Source organism: Nordella sp. HKS 07, from assembly GCF_011046735.1.
Taxonomy (GTDB): domain Bacteria; phylum Pseudomonadota; class Alphaproteobacteria; order Rhizobiales; family Aestuariivirgaceae; genus Taklimakanibacter.
In genome coordinates this window covers 1270206-1287700 of the sequence record NZ_CP049258.1, presented here as the reverse complement: position 1 = coordinate 1287700, position 17495 = coordinate 1270206, and the positions used below count along the sequence as shown (strand labels likewise).

Genomic DNA, 17495 nt, shown 5'->3' with positions numbered 1-17495 from the left:
AAGGGCGGCCATGACGAGTTAGGCAAACGACCGCTCCCCCGCTCGTCATGGCCGGGCCTCGACCCGGCCATCCAGTTGCGACGTCATACAGGTGCTGCACGGATGGGCTGGATGGCCGCCTCAAGGGCGGCCATGACGAGTTAGGCAAACGACCGCTCCCCCCGCTCGTCATGGCCGGGCTTCGACCCGGCCATCCAGTTGCGACGCCATACAGCCGCTGCTCGGATGGGCTGGATGGCCGCCTCAAGGGCGGCCATGACGAGTTAGGTAATCTGGTCTGTGACGGCTCATCCGCCCGGTTCACTTCACCCTGAAGCGCGAGCACAGTTCCCCCCGCTCGTCATGGCCGGGCTTCGACCCGGCCATCCAGTTGCGACGCCATACAGCCGCTGCACGGATGGGATGGATGGCCGCCTCAAGGGCGGCCATGACGAATTGGGTAATCTGGCCAGTGATGGCTTGTCCGCCCGGTTCCGTTCACTCTGAAGCGCGAGCACATCTACCCCCGCTCGTCATGGCCGGGCCTCGACCCGGCCATCCAGCCTCGACGCCATACAGCTGCTGCACGGATGGGCCGGATGGCCGCGTCAAGGGCGGCCATGACGAATGAGGCGATGTCACAGACAAAAAAGGCTGGGACCGCAGGGGCCCCAGCCCATATCGGAGATTTTCGCTCCCGCTACTGCTTCAACAGATCGGCCACCGGAATGGCCTCGCTGATCGTCCATTGATCGACGACGGCAGGCTTGCCGTTATTGGTCTCGATGATGAGATAGCGGCCTTTATTCTGGTGATGGATCTCATTGGTGAAGGTGCGCGGGCCGAACAAGGTCGGCTCGTCCTTCATCTTCTCGAGCTCCGCCACCACCGCATCGGCATCGGTCGTCTTGGCCCGCTCCACCGCCTTGGCCCACACATCGATGAGCACATAGCCCGGATAGACATACTGGCTCGACGGATCGCCGCCGGTCACTTCCTTGTACTTCTTGTTGAACTCGTTGACCTTCGGGTTCGGATCATCGCCATAGATCGAGCCCTGGGCCGGCACATAGAAGTTGGAGAGATCAGGCACCGCCGAAAGCCAGTAGCTGCCGTCGACGCCCGAACCGTTGAGGATCGGCGCCTTGATGCCGGCGGCGCGGATCTGCTTGATGGCCGAGACGGCGCCCGGCATCATCGTGCACAGCATGATCGCATCCGGCTCCTGCGGCAGCGCCTTGATGCGGCTGATCTGCGAGGCGATCGAGGCGTCCTCGTTCTTGAAGGTGTCGCTGCCGACGAGCTCGGCGTCCTTCAGGCGCGGCAGCTGCCAGTCGAAACCGTCGCAGATGCCCTTGTTGTAGACCGTCCAGGTATCGAGCAGACGGTAGAATTTACGCGCATTCTTCTTGTTGTAGGCCCATTCCGCCATGGTGGCGCCCTGGACCGCCGCCAGGACCGAACTCGAGAAGGAATGCGGACCCACGCCCGGTATGCCGGCCTTGATCGATTCGGCACACAGGAAGAAGGAGACTTTGCCCGCCGCTTCTGCCGCGAGCGCGGCCGGCGCGCCGAAATCATAATCGCACGAGACGATCACCAACTCGGCGCCCTTATCGAGCACCTCAAGGCCGGCCTTGGCGCCCTCGGCGCGGTCCGTCTTGGTGTCGGCGGTGACCACCTTGATCTGCTTGCCCAAGAGGCCGCCGGCCTTGTTGATCTCATCGATGCGGATCAAGGCCGCATCCTGCGCCGGCTTATCATAGGCCTGCATGAAGCCTGATTCCGCCGTGGCGAAACCGACGACGATCTCATCCGCCGCCCAAGCCGTCTGGGCGATCAGCGTGCCGAACACGGCCGCCAATGCAAGTGTCTTCACTCTATTCATCGTTTCCTCCTTGTCGTTTTAACGCACGTCTTCAAATACTCCTCAAAACGGTCAGCCATTCCCTTTGCCGACGCGCCAGGCGATTTCGCGGTTGCGCGTCAGTCCCGACGGCCTGAACATCAAGATGACGATCATGACGATCCCGATGGTGATTTCCTGCAGCCCATTGGGAATAGCGATCGTCGTGCCGCCCAGATCGACACCCTTTTCGAGCCAGCGCAGCAGCTGGATGATGGTCGATATCACGATGACGCCGATCACGGCGCCGGACAGGCTGTTCATGCCGCCCACCACAAGCATGGATAGCGTAATGAAGGTGATGCCCAGATAGAAGGCGTCCGGATTGACGACGCCCAGGAAATGTCCATAGAGCGCGCCGGCGACGCCGATGACGAAGGCCGAGATCACGAAGGCGATGAGCCGTTCGCGCACGATGTCGATGCCGGAGGCGGCGGCGGCCGTCGCCTCATCGCGTGCCGCGCGCAGAGCCAGCCCCGAGCGCGAGATCTGATACAAATAGGCGATGATGACGACCAGTATGGCGCCGCCGAGCGCCGTCCATATGCCGGTATAGAAGGGGATGCCGACGATTGAGCCGGTGCCGCCGGTCACCGAATCCCAGTTGGAATAAACGACATTGATCACCGCCAGCATGGCGAAAGTGGCGATCGAGGCGGCGATGCCGGACAGGCGCATCAATATGCGCCCGACGATCAGCGCGAAAAGTGCCGCGAAAATACCGGCCAAGGCAGTGGAGACGAGGAAGTGCAGCTGTGTCTGCATGAGGAAATTCGGCAGGCCCGGCAGCGTCACCTGCTTCATCATCGGCGGGATGGTGAACCATGCGGCGGCATAGGCGCCGATGCACATGAAGCCCATATGGCCGAAGCTGATGACGCCGGAATTGCCGACAAAGATATAGAGACCGGCCACCAGCATCACGCGGATGAACATCTCCACGATGGTGCGGCTGAAGGGACCTGATCCCACCAGCTTGGCGAGCACCGCGATGACAATCAGGATCGCGATAAGGATGATCGGGGTCGAGATCGTGCGGGTGAGGAGAGAGCTGCGCATGGTCACACTCTCTGCTTCGCCGATTTGGGCGCGAACAGCCCCTGCGGCCGCCAGATCAGGCAGGCGATGACCGCGCCATAGACGAAAGCGTCGCGGAAGGGTCGCGCCTCGAGCGGCAGGATGACCTGCATCAGCACGCTGGCGCCGCCGATGAGGAAGCCGGCGATCACCGCGCCCGGCAGGCTGCCCAGTCCGCCGATGACCGTGGCGATGAAGGCGACCAGCATGATCGAGACTCCCATCTGGATGTCGACGGTGCCGGTCTGGGTGGCGAGGATGAGGCCGATGGCGGCGGCGAGCATGCCCGATATGGCGAAGGCCAGCATGATCACCCGGTTGGCCTTGACGCCCAGCATGCGCGCCATGGTGAAGTTCTCGGCCGCGGCGCGCATTTCGAGGCCGAAGCGGGTGCGCTTGAGAAAGGCGGTCAGCGCCAGAAGGATGGCGATCGTGATGGTGATCGTGATGACCTGCAGCAGCGGGATGCGGGCGCCGGCGATCTCCACCTGCTGGCTCAGATTCGACCACAGGTCTATGGATTTCGGCCGGCTCGAGAACAGCATCAGCAGGAAGTTCTTGATCACATAGCCGAGCGCGAAGGAGGCGATCATCATAGTCGCCGGATTGGCGTTGCGGAAGCGGCGGAACACCAGGATCTCGGAGAGAACGGAGAGGCCGGCGCCGATGGCGAGGATGAGCGGAATAAGGATGATGGTCGGCAGATTGCCGGCGAAGACGATCGCCGCGGCGTCGATCGACGGCCACAGCATGGCGAAGACGCAGAAGGAGATGTAGTCGCCATGGGCGAAGTTGACGAGCCGCATCACGCCGAAGATGAGGGCGATGCCGAGCGCGCCCAATGCATAGAGGCTGCCAAGGCTCAAGGCGTCGAAGAGGATCTGGAGGAGGGCGGTCATGTGCTCCCTTCACTTCCCGACATAGATTCTCGCTCTCCGTCATTTCCCCTTCTCCCGCTTGCGGGAGAAGGTGGCCGAAGGCCGGATGAGGGTGTCCTTTCAGGTTTATGCTTAGGGGAGCCGTCAAGCTTGGCGACGATGCTCAAGCCTTTGCTCACCAGGGAAAGCCTGTCGCATATGGAGCCAACACCCTCATCCGCGCTTCGCGCACCTTCTCCCGCAAGCGGGAGAAGGGGGAAACAAGGAGAGTTCCGTCCCTCGATAAGGCGCATTGCCCGCAAGGAATGACGGATTGAGGGATCAGAGCCCTTCCTCATCAATGCTCCCCATAGCCGAAATAGGCCTTCTTCAGCGTATCGCCGCGGGCGAGGCTTCTCGCATCGCCCTCGAGCACGATCTGGCCTGAGCGCAACAGGATCATGCGGCCACCGGTCATCATGGCGCGGGTCGAGCTCTGCTCGACGATGAGCAGCGTCAGGCCGCGGCTGTCGCGCAATTTGAGCAGCGTCTCGTAGACCTGGTCGATGACCTTAGGCGCCAGTCCCAGCGACGGCTCGTCGATGGCGATGAGGCGCGGGGCTGTCATCAAGGCGCGGCCGATCACCAGCATCTGCTGCTGGCCGCCCGACAGCACACCTGCCGGCTTGTCCTTGCGCTCCTTGAGCATCGGGAAGACGTCATAGACCTGCTTCAGATCCTGGGCGACGCGGGCGCGGTCCTTGCGCATGCCCGCCCCCAGCATCAGATTCTCCTCGATCGTAAGCGCGCCGAAGACATGGCGGCCCTCCGGCACCATGGAGAAGCCGAGGCGCGCGGTGCTTTCGGGTGTCGCCCCCGTGATCGTCTGGCCGTCGAGGCGGATGGCGCCTTCCGCCGCCGGCACCACGCCGGCGATCGCCTTGAGAAGAGTCGATTTGCCGGCGCCATTGGGCCCGGTGACGAAGATCGTTTCGCCGTCGTCGATCTTCAGCGACACCTGGCGCAAGGCGGTCAGGCGGCCATAGCGCACGGTGACATTGTCGACGCTGAGCAGGGTCACAGCACCACCCCTCCGGCTTCGGCCTGCGTGCCCATATAGGCATGACGCACCTTCTCGCTGGCCTTGATCTGGGCAGGCGCGCCGTCCTCGATGATCTCGCCCGAATCCAGCACATGGATATGGTCGCAGATATTGAGGACGAGGCCGATATTGTGCTCGATCAGGAGCACGCCGCATTTGAGCTCGGCGACGATCCTGCGGATGAGGGCGATCAGGTCGTCGGCCTCCTCCGCCGACATGCCGGCGGCGGGCTCATCGAGCAGGAGATATTTCGGCTCCATCATCAAGGCCCGCCCGATGGCGACGCGGCGCTCATCCGTATAGGGGAGGCCGCCGGCGATGCGCCCGGCAAGGGCTGATATCCCGATCCACTCCAGCATCGCTTCCGCCTTGGCGCAAGCCACGCGGCGCGAAAGCCCCAGGCCGACGCCTGTCACCTCGAGATTGTCGAGCACGGCAAGCTCGCTGAACAGCCGGCCCGACTGGAAGGTGCGGGCGATGCCGAGCCGCCTTATGCCGAAGCTGGTGATGCCGGCGATGTCCTTGCCGTCCATCGCCACTGTACCCGCATCGGGCGCCTGGAAGCCGGTCAGCACATTCACGAGCGTCGTCTTGCCCGCGCCATTTGGCCCGATCAATCCGGTGACGCGCGCTGGCGGAATATCGAGCACGACATTCGACAGCGCTTTGAGCCCGTCAAAGGAAACCGATACATTCCGGGCGCTGAGGGCGGTGTTCATCTGCCTCCCGTCTTTCGCTTGGCCGTGATGACATAGGAACCTGAGCTATCCAACTTCGCCGTCCAGCCCGGCTCGATGACGATGGTGGTCGTCACCTCCTCGATGATGGCGGGCCCCTTGATGGTGGCGCCGGCGCCGAGCCTGCCGCCGTCATAGACTTGTGTCCTCGTGCCCTTGCCCTTGGCGTCGAAGATCGCCTTGCGGTGACCCTTCAAGGCCTTGGCGACGGTCGCGCCCTTGGCCAGCTTCGGCAAACGCGGCTTGTCGATATAGCCGTAAAGAGTCGACTCGATATTGACGACCTCCACCGCATTGTGGCGCTCCGAATAGGTGTAGAGCTCCTCATGGCGCTTGTGGAACGCCTCCTTCACTTTCTCGATGCTCCTGGCATTGATGTCGAATGTGCCGATGTCGACGGTGCATTCGTGCACCTGGCCGACATAACGCATGTCGAGGCTGCGCTTCACGCCGATGGTCTTCTTCGTGAAGCCGTCCTTCTCCAGATGCTGGATACCCTTGCGCTCGACCTCCTTGAACAGCGTGTCGATGCGCTTATAGGCGGCGTCATTGTCGAGGCGCACCGGCGCCGTCGCCATGTAATTATATTTGACGTCGGAGATCGTCTGGCCGAAGGCGCACAGGCCCGAGGCGAGCTTGGGCAGCACGATCGTGTCGATGCCCATCTCGCGCGCCAGTGCAGTTATATGGGCGGCGGTGGCGCCGCCGGCGCCGACAAGCACGAAATCGCGCGGGTCATAGCCGCGCTCGACCGAGACGCGGCGGATGCCGTTCACCATGTTGTTGTTGACGATGGTGAACATGCCATAGGCCGCCTGCTCAGGGCTGATGCCGAGCGGCTCGGCGATCCGGCGCAAGGCCTCGCGGGCCTTGTGGAGATCGAGCGGCAGCTTGCCGCCGAGCAGCCCTTCCGGATTAAGATAGCCAAGCACCAGGTTGGCGTCCGATGTGGTGGGCTCGATGCCGCCCTGGCCGTAGCAGGCAGGCCCCGGATCGGCGCCCGCCGATTGCGGGCCGACCTGCAGGAGGCCCAGCGAGTCGATCCAGCCGATCGAACCGCCGCCGGCGCCCAAGGTCTCGACCTGGATCATCGGCACGCCGATGCGGTAGCGCAGGAAGTCGATATTCTTGTTGAGATTGGTCTGGCCGTCCTTGGTCAAGGTGATGTCGAAGGAGGTGCCGCCCATATCGACGGTGATGACATTCTTCTTCTTGAAGGGGGCGCAGACATAGAGGCCCGCCTGAGGTGCCGAGGCCGGGCCCGAATTGATGGCATAGACGGAACGGTCGGTCATGACTTGGCCAACGGCGAGGCCGCCATTCGACTGGAAATAGCGTACCGGCTGCTTCGCCCCCAACTGCCGGAAATATTGGTCCACGGCGCTCACATATTTGCGCATCACCGGGGCCAGATAGGCATTGGCCACTGCCGTCGAGCTGCGCGTATATTCGCGTATCTGCGGATAGAGCTCGCAGCCGACGGTGAGGATTACATCAGGCATCATCTCGCGGACGATCTCGGCGGCGCGCTTTTCATGCGCCGTGTTGAGCACCGACCAGACGAAGGAGATGGCGACGGTCTCTACGCCCTCCTCGAGGAACAGCCGGCAGGCGTCGCGCACATCCTCCTCGTTCATCTGGGTGCGGACCGAGCCGTCGGCGAGCACACGCTCTCTGACGCCCTTGCGCAGATAGCGCGGCACCAGCATGGTCGCGGCGGGATATTCCGGATCGTAGCGGTAGCCGTCCTCCTTGTGACCGTTGCGGATCTCGAGCGAATCCTCGTGGCCGGCGGTGCAGATGAGGCCGGTCTTGCCGCCTTTATGGGTGATGAGGGCATTGAGGCCCACCGTCGTGCCGTTGATGCAGAGATCGCAATTGGCGACGATCTCCTCAGCCGACTGGCCCAGATTCTCAGCGATCAAGGCGAGGCCGTTCTCGATGGCCTTGGTCGGATTGGCCGGGGTGGAGAGCGCCTTGAACAATTTGATGGCGCCCGACTTGCGGTCGGCGATCACGAAATCGGTGAAGGTGCCGCCGGCGTCGATGCCGAGACGATATTGCGCGGTCATTGGGCACCTCCGCGAAGGCTGCGGGTCGCGTCAAGGTCGACGGTGAGGCTCGCGGCATCGGAGATGACGACGCCGTAATCCTGGCGCGCGCCCTGAACCGAGACAAGGCCGTTCTTCACGTCCCAGAGGACCTTGTCGATCGGCCGTTCATGCGGATTGCCATAGCCGCCGCCACCCGGATTCATATTGGTGATGGTCTCGCCGGGCTGGATGGTCTCAAGGATGTTCTTGCGCTCGACATCGGTGCCGCCCTGGCGCTTCAGCTCGACGCGGCCGACCTTGGTGTCGATGAGCGTGGACTTGGCGCCGGCCGCCCCCATGGCGGGGATGCGGCGTCCTTCGCCGAAGCCGATGCACAGCATGTCCTTGTAGAGCGGCTCGACTTCCCAGGCGGTGCCGGAGCCGCCGCGGTATTTTCCGGCCCCTCCCGAATCGGTCATCAGCGAATAGCGGTGGATGATGATCGGATAGGAATATTCGAGAAGCTCGACGTCGCCGGAGGTCAGCGCGCCGAAGCAGCATTCGGGGCCGACGGCATGCCAGCCATCCTGCTGCGGTGTCGCGCCGCCGCCTGAGATGATCGTGGCGAGCACCATGGTGACGAATTCCTCGCCACTGCGCTCATCGCGCCCGGCGATATTGAGGCCGTTGGCATGGCCCCAGGAGGCGGCGACCTTGGAGGGCATCGCCTTCTCGAAGGCAAGGCGCACCGCATCGGTCAGGGTCTCCATCGGCGTCGTCGTGCAGTTCATATGCGGCGCCGGCTCGGCGGCGTTGCACAACGTGCCCTTCGGGCCGAAGTCGATCGACACGCAGCGATAGAGGCCTTCATTGTAGGGCGGCGGCAGGGCCGCGAACATCATGAGGCCCAGATAGACGCCCGAATGCGAGTTGCCCTCGTATGAATTGATGAAATAGGGCACCTGCGGCGGACTCTTGATGGCGATGTGGCAGGTGTCGCCCTTGATCTTCACCGTCGCGGTGATCTCGAAGTCACCGAGCCCGTGACCGGCATCCTCGAGGATAGCGGTGCCGCTATAGGTACCGTCCGGGACCGTCTTGATGAGCGAGCGCATATGCCGGTCGGCCATGTCGAGCAGCTCGTTGATGCAGGTGTCGACGGTCTGGGCGCCATATTTGTCGACCATGGCGAGAAGGTTGCGCTCGCCGACCTGGCAGGCACCGATCAGCGCGTTGAAATCGCCTTCCTGGTCGCGCCTGGCCCGCATATTGGTGAGGATCATGTTGATCACGTCGTGACGCGGCTTACCCTTGTCCCAGATCTTGACCGGCGGGATGCGCAGGCATTCCGCATAGATCTCCTTGGCATTGGGGTTGTAGCCGGCCGGCACCGGCCCGCCGATATCGGTCAAATGGCCCTTGCACACGGTCCAGTAGGCGAGCTTGCCCTTGTAGAAGACCGGCTTGTACATGCAGGTGTCGATGGCATGGCTGCCGCCGAAGGCCGGGTCGTTGTGCAGGATGAGATCGCCTTCATGGATGTCGTCGCCGAAGAACTTCGCCACCGCCTTCATCGCCGGGATGAGCGAGCCCAGATGGATCGGGATGTCCTGGCCCTGCAGGATCATCTCCGGCTTGGCGTTGAAAAGGGCGGTCGAATAGTCATGCGCCAGGTTGAACACCGAGGAGCGCGCGGTTTTTTCGAGGGTGAGCGTCATTTCGCGCTGGGTCGTCTCGAGGACGCCGCGCACGACGGAAAGGGTGATCGGGTCGACTTTGGATTTGCGTTTCGGCTTCATCGGGACCTCGCGGCTCGCTGAACCACGCCGAAAGCCGAAATGGCCGGATCCCGGTCCGGCCTCATTTTCCTCACCTTCGGCATGGCGTCTATCGCACCATTGCGGAGCGGGAGCCTAAGCCTCGTCTGGGCCTCAGGTCTTTGCTGCGGGTGAACGCGGATTTGATTTCCCGTGCAGTCGGCACGGTTTCCATTGCGCCGGCGCGTTTGCCGCCGTAACATTTTCCGCATGCGGAGTGCGGCATGAAACGGCGTATTTCCACCAACAGCGTCGCGCTCAGCGAGCGCAGCCGGCATTGGCACGAGACGATCGCCAAAGCCTATTTTCCGCTCGATCTCAGCTTCCGCGATCCGGCGCGCTTTTCGGGCGAAATCACCGACTGGAGCCTCGGCGGCGTGTCGCTCTCCAGGCTCACATCCGATGGCCTGTGCTATCGCCGATTGCCGCATCATTTCCGCGCCGAGCGCGACGAGCATTTCCTCATCACCGTGCCGGCGCTCAGCGAGGTGTTCTTCTCGCAGTGCGGCAAGGACGTCTATTGCGCGCCAGGCTCCTTCATCCTCGAGCGCAGCCATGAGCCTTACGAGTTCAGCCACAGCGAAGCGTCCGATCTCTGGGTCATGAAGGTCGAGGCGAAAGCGCTCGGCGGACGCCTGCGCGGGCCTGACCGTTTCTGCTCGCTGCAATTCGACGCCGCCAATGGCGCCGGCGGCTTCTTCGCCGACATGCTGCATCTGATCCCGGACCGCTTCGACGAAATGAACGACGAGACGCGCGCCACGATCGGCCAGCAGCTCATCGATCTTCTCGTCCTGGCGCTGAAAGCGGACGACCGGACGCTCACCTCCGGCGGCTCGACCATGCGGGCGGCGCATCTGATGCGCATCGAGGCCTTCGTGCGCAAGAACCTGCGCAATCCGGCGCTCGACCCTGAGATGATCGCGCGCAATTGCGGCATCTCGCTGCGCTATCTGCATGAGCTCTTCCGCGACACCAACCAGACGCTCAGCGCCTGGATCCGCGACCAGCGGCTTGATGCCTGCCGCATGGCGCTCTGTGACCGCAACGCCACGCAGAGCGTGGGCGAGATCGCCTATCACTGGGGCTTCGGCGATCAGGCTCAGTTCTCGCGGACGTTCAAGGCTCATTTCGGTATGTCGCCTAAGGAATATCGCGACGAGGCGCGTGCCCGCGCGCGCCTCGATGCATGAGGCGAGAACGCTCTCCGAACCTTCCCCTTCTCCCGCTTGCGGGAGAAGGTGGCCGAAGGCCGGATGAGGGTGTTCTTTGAATGTGATATGTGTGTGCATCATCGCATTCGTAACATACGAGCAAGCTTCTTCAGGCCCCCGCAAGTCTGACCGACACCCTCATCCGCCCTGTCGGGCACCTTCTCCCGCAAGCGGGAGAAGGGAAAGATCATGAGAGTGTCGCTCTGACCTTATTGAGCACGCCTTCGCGCTCATGGCGCGCTTGCAGCGCAGCCTCGAGATCGACGGCCACGAACTTCGTCGGCGTATGCGGCTGCAATTGCCCGATGATATCCATGTCGGCCGATATCACGGTGCCGAGCATGAAATAACCGCCGCCCGACACAGCGTCGCGATGCAGCACGATGGGCTCGGTGCCGCCCGGCACCTGGATCGAGCCGTAAGGATAGCAGGCATCGACGATATTGGAGGGATCTGAACCGGCGCCGAAGGGTGGCGTGCGCGGCACGAAATCGAGCGGCCGTCCACCCTTGAAGCGATAGCCGATGCGGTCGGCCTCGGGTGCCACCTTCCATGTATCCTCGAAGAAATGCTGGCCGGCGGCTTCGGTGATGCGGTGCCAATAAAGTCCCGGCACCATGCGCAGTTCGGCCGGATTGCCGGGCACACGGCGCAAGCTCACCGGCAGCACGCGGCCGTCCTTGGCGCCCTTGCCGTCGCCTACAGGTAACTCATCGCCGGCCTCGAGCTTGCGGCCCTTGAAGCCGCCCAACGCCCCCAGCGCGTAGGTCGAGCGCGAGCCCAGCACCACCGGAACATCGATGCCGCCGGACACGGCGATATAGGCGCGCGCCCCCTTCTTCAGGTAATCGAAGGAGAGCACCTGGCCCTTCTTCACCGCAAAGGTCGTCCATGTGTCGCGGGCGGCGCCATTCACCTTCGGCGGCAATTCGGCGCCGGTGACGGCGACCGTCGCATCGGCGGTGAATTCGAGCTCGGGGCCCATGAAGACGGCTTCGAGGACGGCGGCGCCTTCATCATTGCCGACTAGCATATTGGCGGCGCGGGTCGCGAGGCGGTCCATGCCGCCCGACAGCGGGATGCCGATATTGTAATAGCCGGGCCGTCCCAGGTCCTGGACGGTCGTGGCAAGCCCCGGCTTGATCACCTTAATGGCCATGGAGCACCTCGTTGAGCTTGCGGTTCGTGGCGTCGATGTCCTTGTGGAAGTCGGCCAGCGAGAAGGTGACATCGCGCATCAGCGGCGCGAATTTCCCGGCATCGACATCGGCCACCGTCGCATCATACTGGGTGCGGTCGATCGGCTTCCATTTCACGATGTCGCCCGGTTTGAACAGGCACATGAAATCGCGCAGGTAGCTGATCTTTTGGTTGGGATCGTAGATCGGCATGGGCGTGATGCCGAACATCTGATAGCCGCCGGCACCTCTCACCGAATAGATGCAGCCGAAGCAGCCGCCATGGCCGACGGTGAGCTTCGGCGTGTCGGTGCGCGGGCGCAGATATTTCGGCGCCTCGATCTGCCGCTGCCGCTCGACCATCTGATAGAGGAAGGGCAGGCCGGCGACGAAGCCCACCATCGACACGAACCAGGGTGAGCCCGAATGCGCCTTGATGAAACCCTCCGGCCCGCCGAGATTGTTGATGCGCGCGGCATATTCGATGTCGGTCGATTTCGGATCCTGGTGGCGCTCGCGGAAGCGCATCAGCGTCTCATGCGTCCACGGATCGTTGTAATAGACCGGGATCTCGATGATGCGCGTCTTGATGACGGGCTCCGCCTTCTCGGCGACGGATTCGAACTTCTTGAGTTCGCTGAGCATGTCGGCGGGCTTGATCACATCGGGATCGAACTTGATCTGCATCGAGGCATTGGCCGGGCAGATCTCAGCGACGCCCTTGATCTTCGCGTCCCTCACCGCATTGGTGATGAACAGGGCCTTGAAGAAAGCGTCGAGCGACATCTCCTCGTCCATCTCGGCGAAGATGTGCTCGTCACCGCCATAGGAATATCGGGTCTTCATCGAAGCGCCACCTCCCAAGTCTTATCGTCATCCCGGCGAAAGCCGGGATCCACTAAATTCGTTCAGAACGAGCGGCGCTGCCGCAATCGCTCCTATTGAAAGGATCCCGGCTTTCGCCGGGATGACGGAGGAGAGGATGAGTACATCCTCTTACTCCGCCAATCTCGATGCGTTGGCTTCAAGCCAGGGCTCGAGCCAGCGCGTATGGAATTTTCCTTCGCGCACTTGCGGATCGGCGGCGAGGAGGAGATGCAGCGGCTTCGTCGTCTTGAGGCCACCGATCTCGAGTTCGCCAAGCGCCCGCGTCAGGCGGTCGATCGCCTGTCCGCGTGTCTCGTCCCAGACGATAAGCTTGCCGAGCAGGGAATCATAGAAGGGCGGCACCTGATAGCCGTCATAAAGCATGGTGTCGAAGCGCGTGCCCGGACCGCCCGGAACGTGCAATCCCTTGACGGTGCCGGGGAAGGGCATGAAGTTTTTGGCCGGGTCCTCGGCATTGATGCGCACCTCGATCGCATGGCCGGCGCGTTTGATGTCCTTCTGCTGATGCCGCAGGCGCTCGCCGCCGGCGATGAGGATCATCTCGCGGACGAGATCGAGGCCGGTGACGAATTCGGTCACCGGATGCTCGACCTGTATGCGGGTGTTCATCTCGATGAAATAGAAGTGCCGCGTCTCGTCGTCATAGAGATATTCGATCGTGCCGGCGCCCTTGTAGTGGACGGCTTCGGCCAGCGCCACGGCCGAGGCGCAGAGCGCCTCGCGCACCTCCTCGGGTAAAACGGGCGAGGGGGCTTCTTCCCAGAGCTTCTGGCGGCGGCGCTGCAGCGAGCATTCGCGCTCGAAGCAATGGATAGCGCGCTCGCCGTCGCCCAGCACCTGCACTTCGATGTGACGGGCGGCGGGGATGAGCCTCTCTATATAAAGGCCGCCATCGCCAAAGGCCGCCTGGGCCTCCGCCTGCGCCTGCGGCAGAAGTTGCGTGAACTCCCCGGCCGTTTGCGCGATGCGGATGCCTCGTCCGCCGCCCCCGGCCGCGGCCTTGATCATGATGGGATAACCGATGCGGTGGGCGACCCTCGCGGCCTCATCGAGATCGTCAATCCGGCCGCCGCTGCCCGGCACGACGGGCACGCCCGCTTTCTCGGCGGCGATGCGGGCGGAAACCTTGTCGCCCATGGTGCGGATGGCATCGCCACTCGGGCCGACGAAGATCAAACCGGCGGATGTGACCGCGTCGGCAAAGCCGGCATTCTCGGCGAGGAAACCATAGCCCGGATGGATGGCGTCGGCGCCGGCCTTCTTCGCAGCCTCGATGATGACCGGAATATTGAGATAGGACTTCGCCGCATGCGGCGGGCCGATATTGACGGCCTCGTCCGCCATCTTGACGGCGAGCGAGTCGGCATCGGCGGCGCTGTGTGCCTGGATGGTGCGGATTCCCAATTCGCGCGCCGCGCGGATGATGCGCACCGCGATCTCGCCGCGATTGGCGATGAACAGGGATTTCAGCATGGGGAGGCCGTGAAACCCTCGCCCCGCTTCAGCGGGGAGAGGGGAGGGACCCGCCGCAAAGCGGCGGGAGGGGTGAGGGGCCTGTTGAACGAGAAGGTGTGATCTTGATGCGGGCCCCTCACCCTCCCCATTGCTGCGCAATGGGTCCCCTCCCTCTCCCCGCTGACGCGGGGCGAGGGCTCATCGGCGAGGAGCACGTCGAACTTCATCGTCACGCGATTTCCGCCAGGGGCTGGCCGGCCATTACCGGCTCCTCATTGTCGGCGAGGAACTTCACGATTTTGCCGGCGACCTCCGCCTTCACCTCGTTGAAGGACTTCATCACCTCGATCAGGCCGATGACGTCGCCGACCGCGACCTCGTCGCCCTCATTCTTGTACATCGGCTTGTCGGGGGAAGGACGGCGATAGAAGGTTCCGGGAAGCGGCGAAAGAAGCTGGTTGGACATGGGCGCTCTCTTCAGTGTCTGGCGGCATCGAGATAGGGGGCGACGGCTTTGCGCACGGCGGCCGCGATGGCGACGGCGTTGGGCGTGTCGGAATGGATGCAGATGGTCGCCGAGCCGACGGTGACGTCCTTGCCGCCGACGCTTCTGACCTTGCTCTCCTTGATGGCCCGCACACATTTGGCTGCCGCCTCGTCGGGGTCCTTGGCCTCGTGCTCGCGGGTGATGATCAGGCTGCCGTCGTCGCGATAGTCGAGATCCGCGTAAAATTCCGGGACGAAGGTGTGGCCGCGCGCTTTGTAGACCGTCTCATGCAGCGTGTTGACCATGCCGAAGAGCGGCACCTTGAAGATATCGGCGGCGTCGCAGACCGCATGCGCCATATCCTCCTGGCGGGCCGCCATGCCATAAAGCGCGCCATGCGGCTTGATGTGGTTGAGTTTCATGCCGGCGGCATCGAGAAAGCCCTTCAACGCGCCGATCTGATAGATGAGGCAGTTGGTGAGCTCCTCGCGCGGCATCTTCATCTCGCGCCGGCCGAAACCCTGGAGGTCGGGCAGCGAGGGATGGGCGCCGACCTTGACGCCGTGTTTCTTCGCGAGCTCGACGGTGATGCGCATATGGTTGAAGTCCGAGCCGTGGAAGCCGCAGGCGACATTGGCGACATCGATCAGCGGCATCAGGCCGGCATCGTCGCCCATTCTATAGAGGCCGAATGCCTCGCCCATGTCACAGTTGATAGCTGTCACACTCACTCCTCCCGATAGGTCCGGCCGTCGCGGCTCTTGTTTGCGGATGCAAATATTGAGTTGGGAAGCTGATATTGTAAAATCGGAAAAACTGTGCTCGACTATCGGAAAATCAGATATGGCCCTGTCGATCAAGCAAGTGCGCTATTTCCTCGCCGCCGCCAATGCCGGGCAGGTGAGCCAGGCGGCCATCGAGCTCAATGTCTCGCAATCGGCGGTAACGGCGGCGATCAAGCAGCTCGAGGAGGATCTCTCCGTGCGCCTGTTCGTGCGCCTGCCGACCGGCGTGGCGCTGACCGCCGAAGGCACGCGTTTCCTGCAGCATGCGCGCATCATCATGGCGGCGGTGAACGAGGCGATCAGCGCGCCTTTGACGGAGGACATGGCGCATGCCGGCCATATCAGGGTCGGCGTCACCTATACGGTGGCCGGCTATTTCATGCCGCGCCACTATGCCCGCTTCCTGCGCAACTATCCGCGTATCAGCGTCGAGCTGCGCGAATTGCCGCGCGAAGCGATCGAGCGCGGGCTCGTCGACCGCACCCTCGATATCGCGGTGATGCTGGTTTCCAACCTCGCCGACACGGCGCGCATCGCGTCGGAGACACTGCTGCGCTCCAGGCGTCGGCTGTGGCTGCCGGTCGAGCATCCGCTTCTCAACAGCGAGAACATCACGCTCGCCGATGTGGCGAGAGAGCCCTATGTGATGCTCACCGTCGATGAGGCCATGGATACGGCGGGGAAATACTGGGCCAAGGCGGGTCTCGAGCCGCGCATGCTGGTGATAACCTCGTCGGTCGAGGCGGTGCGCAGCATGGTTGCCGCCGGCATGGGGGTCACCGTGCTCTCCGACATGGTCTACCGGCCCTGGTCGCTCGAGGGCCAGCGCATCGAGACGCGCAATGTGATCGGCGATATCCCGAGCATGGATGTGGGGCTCGCCTGGAACCGGGCGGTGCAGCAAGACCCCGCGACCCGCGTCTTTCATGATTTCATGAGCATGACTTTCAGCGGCGCCGCGGCCGTGTGATCGAGAATCCCGAATTTGTCCGATCGTTCTGCAACCGAAGGTTTGTAGCAGTACAGCGACGGAAGCCGATTGTCTTTCGCGTGGAAACCCGTCACACTTCATTACTCAGGGGGAGACGGCTGGGGATTTCCACGGGATGGCGCTTACTGCCCGACTGTTGCTTGCGGCTGCGATAGGTCTGTATTCATTTTCGGCTTTCGCAGGCGCCGCAACGCCCATTGGCAAAGTTGTCGCCGTTGCCGGCGCGCCGACCGGCTCCGGCCGCGCCCTGAGCGCCGGGACCGCGATATTCGAGAACGACGAGATTGTCACCGGCAAAGGCAATGTCCAGATCCTCTTCGTGGACGATACCAAGCTGGTGGTCGGGCCCAATTCCACGCTGGTGATCGATCGCTTCCTGATGCGCGGCGGCAACCGCGCGCAGAAATTTTCCGTCGACGCGCTTCGCGGCACCTTCCGCTTCATCAGCGGCAGATCGGCCAAGAACGCCTATGACATCAAGACCGCGAATGCCACGATTGGCATCCGCGGCACGGCGTTCGACTTCTCTTCGGATGGCGATACGCTGATCGCCGTGCTCGAGGGCGGGGTAAGGCTCTGCGTCTCCGGGCGCTGCGAAACGATCCCCGACAATTGCGGGGTCGGACGGGCGCGGCGCAACGATGTCGATCAGCTGGGCGGCCGCGCCAAGGGCCAGGCGCTCAGGGCGCTGCCTTACATCGTCAATCAGGGAACGCTGGCCCGGTCTTTCCGGCTGAATACGCGCTCCTGCCGCTCGAGCCTCGGCCTGATCCTGAATACTCCGGATGGCAATCAAGGCGGCGGCCCGCAAGGATCGGGGCCTGGCGGAAGCTCGGGCGGCGGCGGATCGCCCGGCGGCCCTGGCGGCGGCAATCCGGGCGGCGGCGCTGGCGCCCCGGGTGGCGGATCGGCGGGCGGCGGTGGCGGCAATGAGGGCAGCGGACCCGGCCAGGGCGGCAATTAGTGATTTGAACGATGGGACGTCGGGA

Annotated in this window: 15 protein-coding genes; 3 read left to right on the top strand and 12 right to left on the bottom strand. The window is 63.3% G+C overall.

The window, feature by feature from the left end; all coding sequences use genetic code 11:
* Window positions 1-679: 679 nt before the first annotated feature.
* The 7 genes from G5V57_RS06120 to G5V57_RS06090 all read right to left on the bottom strand — a co-directional run bounded on the left by G5V57_RS06120 (window position 680) and on the right by G5V57_RS06090 (window position 9490).
* Complete coding sequence (locus G5V57_RS06120) at window positions 680-1867, bottom strand: ABC transporter substrate-binding protein (protein WP_165166666.1); 1188 nt, start codon at window positions 1865-1867, stop codon at window positions 680-682.
* Window positions 1868-1918: 51 nt separating this feature from the next.
* On the bottom strand, window positions 1919-2944 hold the full coding sequence (locus G5V57_RS06115; protein WP_165166665.1) for a branched-chain amino acid ABC transporter permease: 1026 nt from the start codon (window positions 2942-2944) through the stop codon (window positions 1919-1921).
* 2 nt (window positions 2945-2946) lie between these two features.
* Entirely contained in the window at window positions 2947-3861 is a 915-nt protein-coding gene (locus tag G5V57_RS06110; RefSeq protein WP_165166664.1) for a branched-chain amino acid ABC transporter permease, read from the bottom strand.
* Window positions 3862-4177: 316 nt separating this feature from the next.
* Window positions 4178-4900: an ABC transporter ATP-binding protein gene (locus G5V57_RS06105; protein WP_165166663.1), complete on the bottom strand. Its 723-nt coding sequence runs from the start codon at window positions 4898-4900 to the stop codon at window positions 4178-4180.
* Complete coding sequence (locus tag G5V57_RS06100) at window positions 4897-5640, bottom strand: ABC transporter ATP-binding protein (RefSeq protein ID WP_165166662.1); 744 nt, start codon at window positions 5638-5640, stop codon at window positions 4897-4899. Before G5V57_RS06100 ends, G5V57_RS06105 begins: the two co-directional genes overlap by 4 nt.
* Window positions 5637-7730, bottom strand: a complete 2094-nt coding sequence (locus G5V57_RS06095) for a hydantoinase/oxoprolinase family protein (protein WP_165166661.1) — start codon at window positions 7728-7730, stop codon at window positions 5637-5639. The genes G5V57_RS06100 and G5V57_RS06095 overlap by 4 nt, the downstream gene beginning before the upstream one ends.
* Window positions 7727-9490: a hydantoinase B/oxoprolinase family protein gene (locus G5V57_RS06090; RefSeq protein ID WP_165166660.1), complete on the bottom strand. Its 1764-nt coding sequence runs from the start codon at window positions 9488-9490 to the stop codon at window positions 7727-7729. The genes G5V57_RS06095 and G5V57_RS06090 overlap by 4 nt, the downstream gene beginning before the upstream one ends.
* 242 nt (window positions 9491-9732) lie before the next feature.
* On the opposite strand from G5V57_RS06090, the gene G5V57_RS06085 reads away from it, so the two are divergent.
* On the top strand, window positions 9733-10701 hold the full coding sequence (locus G5V57_RS06085; RefSeq protein WP_165166659.1) for a helix-turn-helix domain-containing protein: 969 nt from the start codon (window positions 9733-9735) through the stop codon (window positions 10699-10701).
* A gap of 208 nt (window positions 10702-10909) precedes the next feature.
* Here the strand turns inward: G5V57_RS06085 and G5V57_RS06080 are convergent, their stop codons facing one another.
* From G5V57_RS06080 to G5V57_RS06060, 5 genes are all read right to left on the bottom strand, one after another.
* Window positions 10910-11881 (bottom strand): biotin-dependent carboxyltransferase family protein, encoded by a 972-nt coding sequence (locus G5V57_RS06080; RefSeq protein ID WP_165166658.1) that lies wholly within the window; start codon window positions 11879-11881, stop codon window positions 10910-10912.
* Entirely contained in the window at window positions 11871-12746 is an 876-nt protein-coding gene (locus G5V57_RS06075) for an allophanate hydrolase subunit 1 (RefSeq protein ID WP_165166657.1), read from the bottom strand. Before G5V57_RS06075 ends, G5V57_RS06080 begins: the two co-directional genes overlap by 11 nt.
* 150 nt (window positions 12747-12896) lie before the next feature.
* The gene (locus G5V57_RS06070) at window positions 12897-14261 is read right to left on the bottom strand and encodes an acetyl-CoA carboxylase biotin carboxylase subunit (protein ID WP_165166656.1); all 1365 of its coding nucleotides are present in this window, start codon (window positions 14259-14261) and stop codon (window positions 12897-12899) included.
* Between the two features lie 211 nt (window positions 14262-14472).
* Window positions 14473-14709, bottom strand: a complete 237-nt coding sequence (locus G5V57_RS06065; RefSeq protein WP_165166655.1) for an acetyl-CoA carboxylase — start codon at window positions 14707-14709, stop codon at window positions 14473-14475.
* Between the two features lie 11 nt (window positions 14710-14720).
* Window positions 14721-15455 (bottom strand): LamB/YcsF family protein, encoded by a 735-nt coding sequence (locus G5V57_RS06060; protein ID WP_246737551.1) that lies wholly within the window; start codon window positions 15453-15455, stop codon window positions 14721-14723.
* Window positions 15456-15573: 118 nt separating this feature from the next.
* On the opposite strand from G5V57_RS06060, the gene G5V57_RS06055 reads away from it, so the two are divergent.
* Together G5V57_RS06055 and G5V57_RS06050 are read left to right on the top strand one after the other, a co-directional pair.
* The gene (locus G5V57_RS06055) at window positions 15574-16485 is read left to right on the top strand and encodes a LysR substrate-binding domain-containing protein (RefSeq protein ID WP_165166653.1); all 912 of its coding nucleotides are present in this window, start codon (window positions 15574-15576) and stop codon (window positions 16483-16485) included.
* Window positions 16486-16621: 136 nt separating this feature from the next.
* Entirely contained in the window at window positions 16622-17470 is an 849-nt protein-coding gene (locus G5V57_RS06050) for a FecR domain-containing protein (protein WP_165166652.1), read from the top strand.
* Window positions 17471-17495: the final 25 nt, after the last annotated feature.